Here is a 15155-nt window from a genome sequence, read left to right as displayed (position 1 = left end):
GAGCACATGAAATTAAAACGCATTATTATTTTCCTTTTAGCGACCATTATCGTGTTGTCAGGATGTAGTTTTAACCAAAATCAATCACAACAATCTGGTAAAACATCAGATAGAGTGCCCAACCGTATCATTTCACTGATTCCAAGTAATACTGAAATTTTATATGAATTGGGATTAGGAAAACATGTGGTAGGTGTATCAACAGTGGATGATTATCCTAAAGAGGTACGTGAAAAAACGCAATTTGATGCGATGAAACTAAATAAAGAATCATTAATAAAAGCGCAACCTGACCTCATTCTCGCACATGAATCACAAAAAGCATCTCAAGGGAAAGTTTTAAAAAGCCTTGAACATAGTGGCATTAAAGTGGTATATGTCAAAGATGCCCACTCCATTAAAGAAATGTATGACAGCTTTGAACAAATTGGCAAGGTGACACATAAAGAACGAGAAGCGCAAGCGTTAATTAAAGAAACAAAGGCAAATATTGAGCAAGTGACGAAACACGCTAAAACGAAAAATGGCACGCCGAATGTATTTATAGAAATTGCGTCCGAACCTGAAATTTATTCTGTAGGTCAGAAGACGTTTATGGATGATATGTTATCACAATTGCATGCTAAAAATATCTTCCATGACCAACAAGGTTGGCCAACAGTGAGTAAAGAACAAATCATTAAAAAGAACCCTGATATTATGATTACCACATCAGGTACGTCAACCGAAGCGTATCAACAACTCGTACAACAACGTGGAGGTTTCGACAAAGTAAATGCTGTTAAACATAACCGTGTCATTGCCTTGAATGACGATGTGTTATCTCGACCTGGTCCGCGTATAGATGAAGCTATGAAACGATTGAGTGATGCAATTTATGAAAAATAATAAGATGAAAGACCTCATAACCTTTAGTTTATGGGGCTTTCTTTTAATCGTGATCGTCTTCTATAGTTTGTTTGGTTTTATGGACTGGTCCAATCCTTATGCGTCAACTATCATTTTTGAAGTGCGGCTTCCTCGCGTATTACTAGCCTTACTATCGGGCATGGGTTTGACGTTAGCAGGATTTTTGTTTCAACTGATTTTAAATAATCCACTTGCAGATAGTTTTACGTTAGGATTAGCAAGTGGATCCACATTAGGTGCTGCATTGACAGTATTTTTGGGTTTATCATTTTTATGGATTGCGCCCATATCTATGTTGTTTGGGTTATTTTCCCTTTTTATTGTGATTTTGGTGGCGCATATTGTCTCTTGGGGATATCCAACTAAAATGTTGATATTATCAGGTATAATGATTGGTGCATTAATGAATGCTATATTATATTTGTTAGTACAGATGAATCCGCAGAAACTACAAAATATATTGAATTATATGTTTGGAGGATTTTCAGCAGCGGAAATGACAGAAGTGATTATCGTTGGCGTAGTACTTTTAGTAGTCATCGTCATTATCACAGTATTATTACCGCAATTGAAATTACTACAGTTAAATCGTTTGTCGAGTCAAAGTTTGGGACTCAAAACGCAACAATTGAGTATTATGATATTATGGATTGCCACTTTAATTTCAGCAGTAATTATTGGATATGTAGGGGTTATTGGATTTATAGGTATTGTGATTCCTCAATTTATCCAGCGTACGATTCATAGTGGTTTAGGGGTTAAAATGAGTTTTAATTTACTTATTGGGGGAACTGTGATGTTGTTGGCGGATATTTTAGGAAGTCAGTTGTTACATCCTATGCAGCTTCCAGCGAGTATTGTTTTAGCGTTGATAGGCATTCCTTTAATGTTTTATATATTAATAATAGAGCAAAAAAAATTTTACAAACGAGGGTGAATTGATCGCACATATACGTCCAATGAAACATACAATGTGAGAGCGGTCACGTACGATTGTTGATGGGTGTGAATTTGTAGCGCTTAGTCTTTAAATATAAAGTGAACGAAGGTATGCTACAATGACATTAATATTTTATAGTGGTAGGATTAATTTTTGAAAGTAATGAGGGTGTCATAATGGAATTAAAACAAGTTAAAGCGATTATTTTTGATTTAGAAGGCACGTTGCTTGATCGAAAAAAATCAAGAGATAAATTTATTGAAGAACAATATGAACGGTTTCACGATTATTTAGTGCGTGTTCAGGCATCAGATTACCGTAATAAATTTATTGAGTTAGATGATGATGAAGATCATGATAAACCAGATGTGTATAAAGAAATCATAAAACAATTCAATGTTGATCGACTGAGTTGGAAAGATCTCTTTCATGATTTTGAAATGCATTTTTATCGTTATGTATTTCCATTTTATGACACCACGTATACATTAAAAAAGTTAAAAAAAGCAGGATATAAAATTGGCGTAATTGCTAATGGTAAATCCAGTATTAAACATTATCGGGTGTATGCATTAGGAATTGAAGATTACGTGAATCATTTATCAACTTCTGAAGCAGTTGGCTTTAGAAAGCCACACCCACGCATTTATGAAGACATGATTGAAAAGTTAAATGTAGATCCCTCGGAAGTCATCTATGTTGGCGATGATGCTTTGAATGATGTGGCACCAGCCAGAGCAATGGGAATGATAAGTGTTTGGTACGGGCATAATCAAGGTGAATCTGACCTAGAACCGTTAGCTTCAGAAATGGACTATGAAATATCCACATTAGAAGAAATTCTTGATATTTTGAATATTCCGAGAGGGGATGAAAAACAATGAAATTATTCCGTACATCAGACGGCACAGCATTAAACTATCGTTCAATGGGGCATGGTGAACCTATCATTATGATTCATACGATTCATATGAACCACACAGTCTTTGAAGATGTTGCTAAACGTTTATCACGGTATTATCAAGTCATTCTTATTGATTTAAGAGGACATGGTTATTCTGATAAACCATTAAAGATTGCATTTAATACATTTGCACAAGATATTAATGAACTTATGGAATTTTTATATTTAAAATCAAGTATGATTGTTGCGAATGAGTTGGGAAGCGTAGTCGCTATGGATTTAGCGGTGCATTATCCTGATAAAGTGACGGAACTTGTGTTAATCAATCCAACAGCGAGTAATGATTTGTTACCAAAAGAACGCTTATTTTTAAAATATGCTGAAAAAATTAGAACTTGGGATAAAGCGGACCAAGAGCAATTTTTTGAAAAACATTTATATTATGCGAAAAGTAAAGTTCGAAAGTTTTTAAAAGGGATTGATAATTCGGCGGAACTATTAACAGATTATGAGCAACGTGCGGTTGACAGTGCTTTTAAAAGTGTAGACATCAAACAACTTACGTTACAAGTCACAAAGCCGACGCTCGTTATTGCGGGAAATGCAAATGAGCGTGTTACGCCTATTGAATCTAAAGATGTTGCAGATTTAATTCCAAATTCGGAATTCCATATATTTAAAAAATCAGGTGTATATCCTTTTGTTGAAGAAAAAGAACGCTTTTTGAAAACATTAAAAGCTTTTACAAAAAACAAAGTGAAAGATAATGTTTTGTAATCGTTTTGTAATACCACTGTTATTAAAATGACATTTCATGTATACTAGTAGTGAGCACAGAATCGAAAGAACGAAAAGGAGCGTGTGCTTTATGAAAAAACTCGTCAGTGCTGTACTTATTACTGGTTTAACATTGTCAGGAGTAGCAACAGGTTCTGCGTCTGCGATGGAAGGCAATACAATTCAATCCGTTAAAGCCTTACAAAAAGGTGATCAAACTGTTGAAGGTGTTAAAATCGGTCAAAATATGGCAGACGTGATTCGTGTCAAAGGTGAAGGCATCCATACTCAAGCGGGGTTTGGATCTGAACAATACTATGAGTACCATACTTCTAAAGGTACAATGATTGTTACAGCAAATTCAAGCAATGCAAATGCTAAAGTGACACGTATTTCTATGAGTTATAACAAAGCAAATGGCCCAACTTACAATGAAGTCAAAAAAAATGTGAGTGAGAAGGCTGTGACACGTGAACATTATAATAAAGTGACTGGTAATAGCGGCTTTATTATCGATGGTAAACGTTCATATCAATTTGCATCAACATCACCTAAAGATAAAATCATCAAATTGTACAGAATTGATCTTGAAGGGTAATAACGTATTTGTTTGATTATAATGACAAGGGATAGTGGGACAGAAATCGTAAGAGTGAACATAAGATTTCTTAGTCTCACTTCCTTTAATTTTATGTATAACTGTGTTTAAATTATGGTTATCGGGTGTGGGCAAAATATCAGCGATATTGTTGTCCTTTTCCGGCCACATGCACTTATGTTGGAGGCATTTATGAGACCGAATGATCGCACTTTAATAGACAATGTTGAGGATTATCTTACACATAAAGGAATAACGACGACATTAATAGATGATGTAAAAGAAAACCTAAGAAAAGATATACAGAAATCTGAAAAGCAAGGTGTAGATTATATTGAATATCGTCAAAAATCGACTGCTGAAATTATTTTAACCATTCAAAAAAATTTGTTTACGTTACAATTTAATCCAGTAGTCTTTTTTATCATAAACTTTATCTTGATTTCTTATCTTTATGATAAACAACTGGTTCCGTTTGGGGCAGCTACAGGGTTATCTATTCTCTATATTATCGTTTTATTGCCGATTTCAGTTATCATCTATTCGCGTATCATGCGTAAAAGTTATTTATATCAAAATCGATTAGAAAGCTATATTGGATTAATATTAGCAGTTGTGGCAATGATTCTTATTGGGATGAATACATTTGATATTACGTTAGGCATTCATATTGTGACGCAATATACACATCTTGTCATTGCGGTGTTTGGATTGTTTTTTACATTATGGGGGTTGTATCGTAAGCGTCTAGAATATACAGGGATTGGTTTATTACTCGTTCAAAAAACGGTAGATATTATGATCAAGGACCCTCAAGCAGCACAATTGATATCCATTGCGATATGGGTAATGATCCTTGTGCTCATCATATTTTACACGATTGAACTTTCATCTAAAAAACAAGTTTAATGGATTCACATCTATAGACCAATAACGATTTTAAGCGAATAGGTTGTAATGGGATGTGCATAAGAACAATAGATCAGTAATAGGCATATGTATTCACTTAAATTGCTGCAAAAGAAAATGCATTCGATATAAACACGTTACGGCTTATTGAAATATAAAAAAGTACCACTTCACATCGGTAAGATGAAGTGGTACTTTTTACTGTTATTGTGGTTTAATGTCAGTGCTCTTGATTGTTTCGTTTACACGATTTAACAATTCATCGATCTTTTTACGTTGTTCATCGTTGACTAAAATAAGAACAGTTCGCTCATCCTGTTCATTACGACGCTTGTTAAAATAACCTTCTTGAGATAAGTTCTTAACCGCTTTAACAACTTGAGGTTGTTTGTAGTTTAAGTTGTTAATGATGTCTTTAAGGTAGTATTCATCTTCAATGCGGTAGCTTAAATGCGTTAAAACCGCAAACTCCTCAAAGCTGATTTGGAACTCCTTCTTGATTACGCTTTTCAATCTATCCGCATACGTAACCATTGATAATAATTCGAAACAATCTTTGACTCTTGTAACAGCCATGTTCAAAACCTCCCGTTTTTCATTGCCCTTGGATGTATTTTTCAAAATTGTCTTGGAAGACAGATTAATGAAATCCTTGCTTATTAATTTCAAATGAAATATCTGTACCTTCTTTTAAAAAGTTATTGATATTATTACTTGTGAATTGATTTAAGTGCAATTAGATTGTAATTATAACCAAATTATTTTTGATTGTAAACTAAGAAGGCTTAATCGGACTCTTTATGAAACAAAATTTTTGTAAATGATTGGATAAAGCTACAATGACACACTGTTACGGTATCATACACTTATTGAAAATTTGTCTCTTTTGGATATCGTACGATTTTCTCCCCTACAAATATTCCACTCTTAATTATAAGTTGCTCATTTATTTTATCATAAGTTATGATTCGTTTAATCAATTTACCTTTCTTATAAATCAACACAGAATTTTCATCTAGTAAAATATCTTGCGGTAAAATGAGCTGAGGTTTTGAAAAATGAACTTCAAAATGCGTCCCAATAGGGTATTTTTTAGGTGTTTTAACTTTAACAAAATAGTATGTTTTTGCTGAAATTTTGGGAGGAGAGGCAGGTGTGAAATGTCTTGATATGACAGTGCCTTTAACGGTTTTATCCGTTAAAGCGGAATGGAGTATAACGGTTTGAGCTTTGTTAAATTTTGTATATAAATGCTCGGGAACTTTAACTAGAATATGTTGTTCTTCAGAAGATATTTCTAAAATTTTTTCTTTATTACGGTTTGGAAAAGATTCATGCAAACGCACGATTCCTTCAACGGGAGATGGAATCGTATGATACAAATCTGATTTGTATTTTATAATTTCTTTATTGATTTCAAAGGCTTGGTTTGTGCTTAAGTGGTTGGATAATAATTGGTTTAAAGCATGAATGATAGGGATTTTTGAAGGATTATGATAGGTGATAAGTGGTTTATCCGTATTCACCTTTTCATTATCTTTTACATGAATATCTTGAACAAAACCTAAATTCTCATTATATTTTAATATATAGTTATAGTCAGATTGCACAATGCCTTTTAAATGTTGAGGGTAAGTTAATGACGCGCGCAATGTCTTGACATTCGGCTTATTTAGTTGGCAAATGTAATAAATTGAAAGGGTTAGAATTAAAATTAATAAAATTAAACTTGATGAAACAAAGAGAATAAAGGGCTTTTTCATTATATCACCTCGAAATGTTGTTGGTAAAAATTATACTAGAATAATGTTTTTGTGCAAACTTAGTATGATAGTTGTAAACAAAATTCAAAATTAAATTAAAATAACATTCAAGAAAAATGAAATAATTCTTGATAAAGCGTCCCATTTGATATAAAAGAATTCAAATTGTACGGATTATATCTAATTTTCAGAGTTTTTATTAATTATACTTGCACGGCTTGAATAAGCGTGGTATGTCTATTGGCTGCTTTTGAAAAAGATTTACAGGTGTTTAATGTTGCTTTTTCGTGAATATAGGAGGCAGTGACATTAATTATTTATGATTAATTGAAATGAAAAGAAATAACATAATACATGTTAGTCATTTGAAACGGTGACGTAGGATGATTTATTTCGGTATCTGTAACTATCCGTGATGATCGATACATACCCCTTTATAAAGGATCTATGTAAAGTGTTTTAATTGGCCTGTAAGTGTCGCGCTGACGGTTAAAATGCATCAATTCGTGGGGATTAAGGTTTCATGGCAAATGATGATACCCATGAACATGTCGTTATACGAACGATCGTTATCTGTATCAGGATTTGAGGTGTGTCATAAGAAATAGTGAAGCTGTATGCCAGGGATTATAAATATTTAGAGATGGTACTTGTTACAAAAGACAGTGCAGATGCATAAAATAGAGCGCGCATGTATTTACAAATGTTTGTAAGAGGATGACCATACCAAAAATTATGAGGGATATTAAAATAATGTAAAGTTTAAAATAAATTTACTTTAAAGTGACCATGGCATGCACATATTTTAGTAAGATAATATTACCTTTAAGAGAGTGCGGTGATTTTAAGTGTCTAACTTTCAAGTGGTAAGATTAATCAATCAAGAAAAATTTATTATTAATAATAACGTTTGTGGTGATTTTAAAAGAAATGATTACGTTGAAGTATTACGTGTTGAGTCACCATATAAAATTTTAGCACGTGTAAGTGAAGTATATGACAAGTACATTGTATGCCACACTGTTGGTGCATCAAAAGTATTTTATGGTGAAAAAGTACGTGTACTCCAATAATTATTTTTTATGTTTTGTTCATAAGCGGCGCAGATTATTGCTGTAAACAAATAGCCATCAAAGTCATCATATGATGACTATTGATGGCTATTAAAATACGTAAAATGTGCTTGAATTCGTGAAATGCAAACTTTAAATGTATGATGTGTCATATCAAACATATGTGGATTTTAAGTGAAAGGAATTGAGAAAATCTACTTTTATAAAAAACTTAAGCAATCAGTTTTTGTATTTATAGAATAAAAGGGGGCATTAGCGCCCCCGGGTGATCATTTTAAAATAGAACAGTGATGTTGCGGTCAATCACTTGTGCAGATGTTACTTTAGAGATTGGTGTACCATTAACATTTAAAATGTTTAATTTAACAATTTTGTCAGCTTGAATCTCTACAAGTTCACGTGTGATTGAAGTTGCTAATTTAGGCAATTGTAATTTTACAGGTTTTTGCAATGTGTTTTCAAATGTGATTTCTAATGTTTTTGTGTTCATGATGGTCCTCCTCAATTAACCAATTTGTTCTGTTTTCACAGTTTCAATGGTGTCATAGTGTTCTCCAGTCAATGCCTCAATTGCTTTTGCAAAAGAAAGCAACTCTTGAGCCGTGGCAGATGATTTAATTTGATTAAAACGTCGACTCATTTTAGTCGCTTTGCCCTCCTGAGATAAAGTGGTTTGTGTCAGAATGAGTGTTAAATTTGAATGATTCATATTTTCTGACCTCCTTTCACTATATATATCGTTTAAAATGCGGAAAAAGGTCAAAACTTTTTTGAAAAATTTGAACTCAACCCTTTAATGTTACAAAAATATATTATATTATGGTATAAGAAACATTAAATGAGGTGTGAAAGGTGAATTTTGTAGATCCCATTAGAGATAAATCTGATATTCATAAAATGTATGTTTATTTACAAAGTCAATCGATGCGAGATTACTTATTATTTAAATTTGCAATCCATACAGGGATTAAATTAAATGAACTTCTTAATCTTTCGGTGAATGATGTTTTTAATGAACATGATGAAATCGTTCACGTGTGGGTAGCGAGTGCCGCTGAAGATATTCGAGTCATTATACCTGAAAAGTTAAGGAATGAATTGAAGTGGTATGTTGATGAGGAAAAATTGGGACATGAAGATTTACTATTCCAATCGAAGCGTACTAAGAAGGGATTAAGTCGCCAACAAGCGTATCGGATTATAAATGCAGCAGCGACAAGAGTAGGTATTGAACATATTGGTTTAACAACATTACGTAAGACGTTTGCTTATCATACGTATCGTTCTGGGGTATCTATTTCAATTATTCAAAAGTATTTAGGACATCAAACGTCTTATGAAACGATGAAATTTATTGGTATTACGAAAAAAGAGATTAATACTACTATTGCTTTAAATTTATAACTTTAAACAAAGGAGGGTGAGTTATGCAGATTATAGAATTAATGTTGTTTTTAATATTTATGATTATGGTTTTGTCATTGATGAACAAACGAAATTTTAAACAGTGGCCAGGTTATATCGCATTATTAGCACCTATTGTAGCTGCACTTTTTTTTATCATACACATTCCAAGGGTTCTCAGTCATCAATATTTGACGTTCACGTTCAATTGGTTACCTGCATATGATATTAATGTTGATTTTAGACTTGATGGCTTAAGCTTATTTTTTGGATTATTAATCACTGTTATTGGTATTGTTGTTTTTTTCTACGCAACACAATACTTATCGTATAAACATAATGATTTGCCCCGTTTTTACATGTATTTAATTCTCTTTATGTTGAGTATGTTAGGGATTGTACTTTCGAACAACACAATTTTATTGTATGTCTTTTGGGAATTAACAAGTGTGTCATCTTTTTTATTAATTAGTTATTGGTTTGATAAATCGGAGAGTCAACGTGGGGCTGTCACTTCTTTTATGATTACTGTATTTGGTGGATTGGCCATGTTGGTTGGTTTTCTCATGCTTTATGTGGTAACAGGTACAAACACAATTACTGAACTCATTGAACAAAGGCATGTGATTGCATCTCATACGCTCTTTATTCCGATTGTTTTGATGTTCTTACTCGGTGCATTTACGAAGTCAGCGCAATGGCCATTTCACTTCTGGCTTCCACGCGCGATGGCAGCGCCAACTCCTGTAAGTGCGTATTTACATTCAGCAACGATGGTAAAAGCAGGTATATTTCTATTGTTACGTTTTACACCTATATTAGGTCAAAGTACGTTTTACATTTATGTGGTGACATGTATCGGGCTAATAACGATGCTCTATGGTGCGATAACAGCCATTCGTCAATATGATCTTAAAAGTATTTTAGCGTATTCAACAATAAGCCAACTTGGCATGATTACTGCGATGGTGGGCCTTGGTAGCGGTATCGCCACTGCAACGCATTCTACGACCATTGAGGTGTATGCCTATATTTTATTTGCAGCGATATTTCATTTGTTCAATCATGCCCTATTTAAGGGGACTTTATTTATGGGTGTAGGATTAATCGACCATGAAACAGGTACACGTGACATTCGTGAACTCGGGGGGCTAAAAGCTGTATTGCCGATAACGATGACAGTTATGATGTTAGCATCGTTATCGATGGCAGGTGTCCCATTATTAAATGGTTTTATAAGTAAAGAAATGTTTTTTGAAGGACTTGTGCATGCATATCAATTGAAAGACTTTAATTTGATATTGACAGTTGTCATGACGCTAATCGGATTTATCGCTAGCGTATGCACATTTATTTATTCATTAAATATGATGAAAGCAACATTTTTTGGAAACATGAAAATAAATAAAGTGATTCACGAGTCTAAATTCTTTATTTTGCCAGCTGTGGTGACTGCAACAAGCTTACCGCTCATTTTTATAATGCCTCAGTTGATTGGAGATACTATTTTAAAAGCGGCATTTACAACCATCGTCTCAACACGATCAGTTGTAACGTATGTGCCTACACTAACTCAATGGCACGGTGTGACGATACCATTAATGATGAGTGTTGGCGTGATTGTGCTAGGTTTGCTAAGTGTTTTGTTTATAAATTGGAGACCATGGATTCAGTCGAAAGAAAGCCGGTGGTCAAGTCTAATTATCTACCAAAAATCATACATGTCTTTCGAAACATATTCTGGTTACGGTTTACGAACATTGATGAATAATCGTCTTAATTTTTATCTTATACTCACGTTGCTAATTTATTTTGGTATTAATGTGTTGGGTTTGATTCGCGTTGGCATACCTGAAATGTATCGTATTGATGTGACAGAATATCATATTTTTCATGTTCTTTTATTAATCACTGTCATTGTCATCGGTTTTGCCTTAATTTTTATTCGTCAACGTCTTACGATGGTTATTCTCACGGGGGGGATTGGTTACGCTGTTGCATTATTCTTCATTTTAATGCGTGCACCAGATTTAGCATTAACACAACTCGTGACAGAAACGATAACAACGGTTCTTTTTATCGTTAGTTTTTCAAGGTTGCCAAATATTCCACGTGGTACGTTCAATATGAAAAGAGAATCAGTAAAAATCATAGTATCTTTAATTACTGCATTAACTGTTGTAGGTTTTGTGTTTATGATTCAACAAGCAAGTGCTTTAGAAACGATTTCAGTGTTTTATCATGATGCCTATGAAAAATCAGGTGGTAAAAATGTTGTGAATGCGATATTAGGGGATTTTAGATCTCTAGATACGATGGCAGAAGGACTTGTGTTGATTATTGCAGGACTCGGTATTTATACATTACTAAACTTTAGAGATCGGAGGGGACAAGATGAAAGAGAATGACTTAGTTTTAAAAACCGTTACACGTATTGTCGTTTTTATCATTTTGACTTTCGGATTTTATCTCTTTTTTGCGGGTCATAACAATCCTGGTGGCGGTTTTATTGCAGGATTAATTTTGAGCTCTGCTTTCATTTTGATGTTTTTGGCGTTTGATGTGCAACGTGTCATTGAAGCTTTACCTATAGATTTTAGAAGGTTGATGATATTTGGCGCTTTTATATCGCTTGCGACAGCGCTGGTTCCTGTGTTTTTTGGTAAAAATATTTTGTATCAAGCAGATGCATATTTTGAATTTCCATATTTTGGTGAAGTGCACCTTTCAACGATTACATTGTTTGAAGCGGGCATTACATTAAGTGTCGTTGGTGTTGTTGTGACTACGATTTTATCATTGAGTGGGGGGAGATCATGAATATTATATTACTCCTCACGATAGGATTTTTGGTTTTTATTGCCACCTATATGATACTTTCTAAAAATTTAATACGCATTGTGATTGGTATAGCCATTTTCACACATGCTGGCAACCTTATTATTATGAGTATGGGTGAATATACTGCGAATAAAACGGAACCGTTAATTGTTACAGGGAAAGAGGAATTCGTAGACCCATTACTACAAGCTATTGTACTAACCGCAATTGTCATCGGCTTTGCGATTACAGCATTTTTACTCGTGTTAGTGTATCGTACTTTTAAGGTGACGAAAGAAGATGAAATTAATGTATTAACAGGTGGTGAAGAAGATGAATGATAACATGTTAGCGATTCCTTTTTTATTACCTCTTGTTGGCGCATTAATTTTAGTGATGTTAAATAAACAAGTAAAATTGTCACGTATCTTTTCTTTAGTGATTGTATTTGCGTCGTTCATCTCATCTTTAGTGATGTTAATTTATGTGACGAAGCATAAACCCATCACATTAGATTTTTCTGGATGGTCTGCGCCGTTTGGGATACAATATGTTGGAGATTCATTAAGTTTATTACTCGTGACAACTACACACTTCGTAGTATTTATGATTATAGGATTTGGTTTTGGGCGAGGAGAAAAACGCGCGAATCGTTATTATTTACCATCATTTATTTTATTTTTAACAGTGGGCGTGGTAGGTTCTTTTTTAACTGCGGATTTATTTAACTTATACGTAATGTTTGAAATTATGCTACTCGCATCGTTTGTGCTGATTACGCTAGGTCAATCGGTCGAGCAATTGCGTGCAAGTATTATTTATGTCGTATTAAACGTTATAGGATCATGGATCTTTTTAATTGGTATTGGATTGTTATATCGTCAACTTGGTACATTAAATTATACCCACATTGCGATGCGTATTCACGAACTTGAAGATCCAACGGCGATTCACTTAGTAGCAATGTCATTTATCGTCGCGTTTGGTTCTAAAGCATCGTTAGTATTATTCATGTGGCTTCCTAAAGCCTATGCTGTTTTAAATACAGAGCTTGCCGCGTTATTTGCCTCCCTTATGACAAAAGTAGGCGCTTATGCACTTATACGCTTTTTTACATTGATTTTTAATCAAAGTAACGATGTCACGGAACCGTTATTAGTTACGATGGCTTGTATTACCATGATTATCGGTGCAATAGGTACTGTGGCTTACAAAGATATAAAGAAAATCGCTGCGTATCAAGTCGTATTGTCTATCGGATTTGTGATATTAGGGTTGGGCACACATACTGTACATGGTGTAAATGGTGCGGTGTTTTATTTAGTGAATGATATTGTAGTGAAAGCCTTATTGTTTTTTGTCATAGGAATTATTGTATATACGACCGGTTATCGACAATATCGTCATTTGAAGGGCTTAGCGAAAAAAGAACCTTGGTTAGGGATTGCATTAATTGTAGTCACGCTTGCTATAGGTGGCGTGCCACCATTCAGTGGATTTCCTGGGAAATTATTTATTTTCATGGGGGCAATCGAACACCATCATTATGTCGGATTAACATTAATGATTATAACAAGTCTTGTAGGTATGTATAGTTTGTTTAGAGTGTTTTTCTATATGTATGCTGGTAATGCGGATAAAGGTGCCGAAATTCAGTTTCATCCGATTCGACCAGTCCGCAAACGCATTATTATGGTTATGACGTGGATGGTTTTATTAATAGGTTTGGCTGCACCAGTGATTGTGCATGTGACAGAGCAAGCCACTGCGATGAATATGAATGTCCACCAATATATTAAAATGGTGAATCCTGAGTTGAGAGGTGATGTGAAGTGAGACAAATCGCCTTAAACATCATGATTGCAATGCTTTGGGTTCTTTTTCAAGATGAAGATGCCTTTAAGTTTACTACATTTGCAGTAGGTTACATGATTGGGTTGGTTATCATTTATTTACTGCATAAGTTTTTTGATCAAGAATTTTATCCTAAAAAGCTTTGGGTATCGTTTAAATTTTTAATAACATATCTTTATCAACTTGTAACATCTACATTTTCAATTGTGAATTATGTACTGTTTAAAACGCACAAAATGGATCCAGGGCTTGTCTCTTATGAAACAAAATTAGATACAGATTGGGAAATTACATTCTTAACGATACTCATTATTATTACCCCTGGCTCCACCATTATTCGAGTGAATCGCAATCCGAATGTATTTCTCATTCATGCGATTGATATTACGACTAAAGAGAAAAAACAATTATTAAGAAGTATTAAAAAATATGAGGAACTTATCGTGGAGGTGACGAAATGATTTCAGCAATGACAGAGTTACTATTATCCGGCGCATTAATCATTTTTGCGATATCACTTGTTGTTGTGTTGTTTCGTTTAATTAAGGGGCCAACGACAGCAGACCGCGTTGTAGCCTTCGATGCGATAAGTGCGATATTAATGTCTACAGTGGGTGTGCTGAGTTTATTATTCAAAACGTTTTCGTTTTTAGATTCAGTTGTTTTGATAGCGATTATTTCATTTTTAAGTTCTGTGACCATTTCTCGCTTTATAGAAGGGGGGAATGTGTTTAATGGAAACAATAAACGACATCATTAAACTATTCGCTGCTTTTTTAGTATTTGCTGGGAGTATTATTGCATTGATCAGCGCAATAGGATTAGTCCGATTTCAAGATGTGTTTCTACGTATTCATGCTGCCACAAAAGCGTCAACACTTGCTGTGCTATTAACGTTGGTAGGTGTGTTTATCTATTTTATATTTGAACAAGGTTATGTCAGTGTTCGTACACTTTTAGCGCTCGTTTTTATTAATATCACATCACCGGTAGGCGGGCATTTAATTTCACGTGCAGCTTATCGTACTGGGGCATACATGTATCAAAAACATGTTACAAATGAAAGTGATGCCGATTTAAATAAAGCCGATTTAGATGCAGAAGCTAAACGTCAAATCAGAGTGGAAAAACGCGCGAAACGTCGAAAAGAAGTGTATTCACGTTTGGATGAGGATTAAATATGAATTTTAAGTCAAAAAAAGTG

The 15155-nt window shown here is 34.0% G+C and carries 19 protein-coding genes; 15 read left to right on the top strand and 4 right to left on the bottom strand.

Features of this window, described 5'->3' with window-relative positions; translation table 11 throughout:
- Positions 1–6 precede the first annotated feature (6 nt).
- From SHYC_RS10385 to SHYC_RS10360, 6 genes are all read left to right on the top strand, one after another.
- Positions 7–888, top strand: a complete 882-nt coding sequence (locus SHYC_RS10385; protein ID WP_039646938.1) for an ABC transporter substrate-binding protein — start codon at positions 7–9, stop codon at positions 886–888.
- The gene (locus SHYC_RS10380) at positions 878–1846 is read left to right on the top strand and encodes a FecCD family ABC transporter permease (protein ID WP_111725051.1); all 969 of its coding nucleotides are present in this window, start codon (positions 878–880) and stop codon (positions 1844–1846) included. Before SHYC_RS10385 ends, SHYC_RS10380 begins: the two co-directional genes overlap by 11 nt.
- A gap of 179 nt (positions 1847–2025) precedes the next feature.
- Positions 2026–2733, top strand: coding sequence for an HAD family hydrolase (locus SHYC_RS10375; RefSeq protein ID WP_039646935.1), 708 nt, complete (start codon positions 2026–2028; stop codon positions 2731–2733).
- Complete coding sequence (locus SHYC_RS10370) at positions 2730–3530, top strand: alpha/beta fold hydrolase (protein WP_039646934.1); 801 nt, start codon at positions 2730–2732, stop codon at positions 3528–3530. The genes SHYC_RS10375 and SHYC_RS10370 overlap by 4 nt, the downstream gene beginning before the upstream one ends.
- Before the next feature lie 91 nt (positions 3531–3621).
- Positions 3622–4128 (top strand): SA0570 family protein, encoded by a 507-nt coding sequence (locus SHYC_RS10365; protein ID WP_039646932.1) that lies wholly within the window; start codon positions 3622–3624, stop codon positions 4126–4128.
- 192 nt (positions 4129–4320) lie between these two features.
- Positions 4321–5037: a hypothetical protein gene (locus SHYC_RS10360; RefSeq protein ID WP_039646931.1), complete on the top strand. Its 717-nt coding sequence runs from the start codon at positions 4321–4323 to the stop codon at positions 5035–5037.
- 204 nt (positions 5038–5241) lie between these two features.
- On the opposite strand, the gene sarA is transcribed toward SHYC_RS10360, so the two are convergent.
- Both sarA and SHYC_RS10350 read right to left on the bottom strand, forming a co-directional pair.
- On the bottom strand, positions 5242–5613 hold the full coding sequence (gene sarA / locus SHYC_RS10355; protein WP_037566374.1) for a global transcriptional regulator SarA: 372 nt from the start codon (positions 5611–5613) through the stop codon (positions 5242–5244).
- Positions 5614–5903: 290 nt separating this feature from the next.
- On the bottom strand, positions 5904–6800 hold the full coding sequence (locus SHYC_RS10350) for an efflux RND transporter periplasmic adaptor subunit (RefSeq protein ID WP_039646929.1): 897 nt from the start codon (positions 6798–6800) through the stop codon (positions 5904–5906).
- Between the two features lie 848 nt (positions 6801–7648).
- On the opposite strand from SHYC_RS10350, the gene SHYC_RS10345 reads away from it, so the two are divergent.
- Positions 7649–7873, top strand: coding sequence for a hypothetical protein (locus SHYC_RS10345; protein ID WP_039646927.1), 225 nt, complete (start codon positions 7649–7651; stop codon positions 7871–7873).
- Positions 7874–8147: 274 nt separating this feature from the next.
- Here the strand turns inward: SHYC_RS10345 and SHYC_RS10340 are convergent, their stop codons facing one another.
- On the bottom strand, positions 8148–8363 hold the full coding sequence (locus SHYC_RS10340; protein ID WP_039646925.1) for a DUF2922 domain-containing protein: 216 nt from the start codon (positions 8361–8363) through the stop codon (positions 8148–8150).
- Positions 8364–8378: 15 nt separating this feature from the next.
- Positions 8379–8582: a sigS mRNA-stabilizing protein SroA gene (gene sroA / locus SHYC_RS10335; protein WP_039646923.1), complete on the bottom strand. Its 204-nt coding sequence runs from the start codon at positions 8580–8582 to the stop codon at positions 8379–8381.
- 143 nt (positions 8583–8725) lie between these two features.
- Between sroA and SHYC_RS10330 the strand changes: the two genes are divergently transcribed.
- Genes SHYC_RS10330 through SHYC_RS10295 form a run of 8 tightly spaced genes read left to right on the top strand, consistent with a single transcriptional unit; the run spans position 8726 to position 15129 of the window.
- Positions 8726–9277, top strand: coding sequence for a tyrosine-type recombinase/integrase (locus SHYC_RS10330; RefSeq protein ID WP_039646921.1), 552 nt, complete (start codon positions 8726–8728; stop codon positions 9275–9277).
- Positions 9278–9300: 23 nt separating this feature from the next.
- On the top strand, positions 9301–11685 hold the full coding sequence (locus SHYC_RS10325) for a DUF4040 family protein (RefSeq protein ID WP_039646919.1): 2385 nt from the start codon (positions 9301–9303) through the stop codon (positions 11683–11685).
- Positions 11672–12097 carry a monovalent cation/H+ antiporter subunit B gene (locus SHYC_RS10320; RefSeq protein WP_039646917.1) on the top strand — a complete coding sequence of 142 codons (426 nt, stop codon included), beginning with the start codon at positions 11672–11674 and terminating at the stop codon, positions 12095–12097. The genes SHYC_RS10325 and SHYC_RS10320 overlap by 14 nt, the downstream gene beginning before the upstream one ends.
- A complete protein-coding gene (gene mnhC2, locus SHYC_RS10315) occupies positions 12094–12438 on the top strand; it encodes a Na+/H+ antiporter Mnh2 subunit C (protein ID WP_039646915.1) in 345 nt (114 codons plus the stop codon). Before SHYC_RS10320 ends, mnhC2 begins: the two co-directional genes overlap by 4 nt.
- Positions 12431–13933: a Na+/H+ antiporter subunit D gene (locus tag SHYC_RS10310; RefSeq protein ID WP_039646913.1), complete on the top strand. Its 1503-nt coding sequence runs from the start codon at positions 12431–12433 to the stop codon at positions 13931–13933. The genes mnhC2 and SHYC_RS10310 overlap by 8 nt, the downstream gene beginning before the upstream one ends.
- The gene (locus SHYC_RS10305) at positions 13930–14412 is read left to right on the top strand and encodes a Na+/H+ antiporter subunit E (RefSeq protein WP_039646911.1); all 483 of its coding nucleotides are present in this window, start codon (positions 13930–13932) and stop codon (positions 14410–14412) included. Before SHYC_RS10310 ends, SHYC_RS10305 begins: the two co-directional genes overlap by 4 nt.
- Positions 14409–14711: a monovalent cation/H+ antiporter complex subunit F gene (locus tag SHYC_RS10300; protein WP_039646909.1), complete on the top strand. Its 303-nt coding sequence runs from the start codon at positions 14409–14411 to the stop codon at positions 14709–14711. Before SHYC_RS10305 ends, SHYC_RS10300 begins: the two co-directional genes overlap by 4 nt.
- Positions 14686–15129: a Na+/H+ antiporter subunit G gene (locus SHYC_RS10295; protein WP_039646907.1), complete on the top strand. Its 444-nt coding sequence runs from the start codon at positions 14686–14688 to the stop codon at positions 15127–15129. The genes SHYC_RS10300 and SHYC_RS10295 overlap by 26 nt, the downstream gene beginning before the upstream one ends.
- Positions 15130–15155: the final 26 nt, after the last annotated feature.

It is taken from the genome of Staphylococcus hyicus (genome assembly GCF_000816085.1).
GTDB classification, from domain to species: domain Bacteria; phylum Bacillota; class Bacilli; order Staphylococcales; family Staphylococcaceae; genus Staphylococcus; species Staphylococcus hyicus.
Note: the sequence above shows the minus strand (reverse complement) of the source record. Positions and strands in the feature narration are given on the sequence as shown.

What these genes read in the sequence shown, in the direction of transcription:
- SHYC_RS10385 (WP_039646938.1), top strand. Translation starts at nt 7, where the DNA reads ATGAAATTAAAACGCATTATTATTTTCCTTTTAGCGACCATTATCGTG.
- SHYC_RS10380 (WP_111725051.1), top strand. Translation starts at nt 878, where the DNA reads ATGAAAAATAATAAGATGAAAGACCTCATAACCTTTAGTTTATGGGGC.
- SHYC_RS10375 (WP_039646935.1), top strand. Translation starts at nt 2,026, where the DNA reads ATGGAATTAAAACAAGTTAAAGCGATTATTTTTGATTTAGAAGGCACG.
- SHYC_RS10370 (WP_039646934.1), top strand. Translation starts at nt 2,730, where the DNA reads ATGAAATTATTCCGTACATCAGACGGCACAGCATTAAACTATCGTTCA.
- SHYC_RS10365 (WP_039646932.1), top strand. Translation starts at nt 3,622, where the DNA reads ATGAAAAAACTCGTCAGTGCTGTACTTATTACTGGTTTAACATTGTCA.
- SHYC_RS10360 (WP_039646931.1), top strand. Translation starts at nt 4,321, where the DNA reads ATGAGACCGAATGATCGCACTTTAATAGACAATGTTGAGGATTATCTT.
- sarA (WP_037566374.1), bottom strand. Translation starts at nt 5,613, where the DNA reads ATGGCTGTTACAAGAGTCAAAGATTGTTTCGAATTATTATCAATGGTT.
- SHYC_RS10350 (WP_039646929.1), bottom strand. Translation starts at nt 6,800, where the DNA reads ATGAAAAAGCCCTTTATTCTCTTTGTTTCATCAAGTTTAATTTTATTA.
- SHYC_RS10340 (WP_039646925.1), bottom strand. Translation starts at nt 8,363, where the DNA reads ATGAACACAAAAACATTAGAAATCACATTTGAAAACACATTGCAAAAA.
- sroA (WP_039646923.1), bottom strand. Translation starts at nt 8,582, where the DNA reads ATGAATCATTCAAATTTAACACTCATTCTGACACAAACCACTTTATCT.
- SHYC_RS10325 (WP_039646919.1), top strand. Translation starts at nt 9,301, where the DNA reads ATGCAGATTATAGAATTAATGTTGTTTTTAATATTTATGATTATGGTT.
- SHYC_RS10320 (WP_039646917.1), top strand. Translation starts at nt 11,672, where the DNA reads ATGAAAGAGAATGACTTAGTTTTAAAAACCGTTACACGTATTGTCGTT.
- mnhC2 (WP_039646915.1), top strand. Translation starts at nt 12,094, where the DNA reads ATGAATATTATATTACTCCTCACGATAGGATTTTTGGTTTTTATTGCC.
- SHYC_RS10310 (WP_039646913.1), top strand. Translation starts at nt 12,431, where the DNA reads ATGAATGATAACATGTTAGCGATTCCTTTTTTATTACCTCTTGTTGGC.
- SHYC_RS10300 (WP_039646909.1), top strand. Translation starts at nt 14,409, where the DNA reads ATGATTTCAGCAATGACAGAGTTACTATTATCCGGCGCATTAATCATT.
- SHYC_RS10295 (WP_039646907.1), top strand. Translation starts at nt 14,686, where the DNA reads ATGGAAACAATAAACGACATCATTAAACTATTCGCTGCTTTTTTAGTA.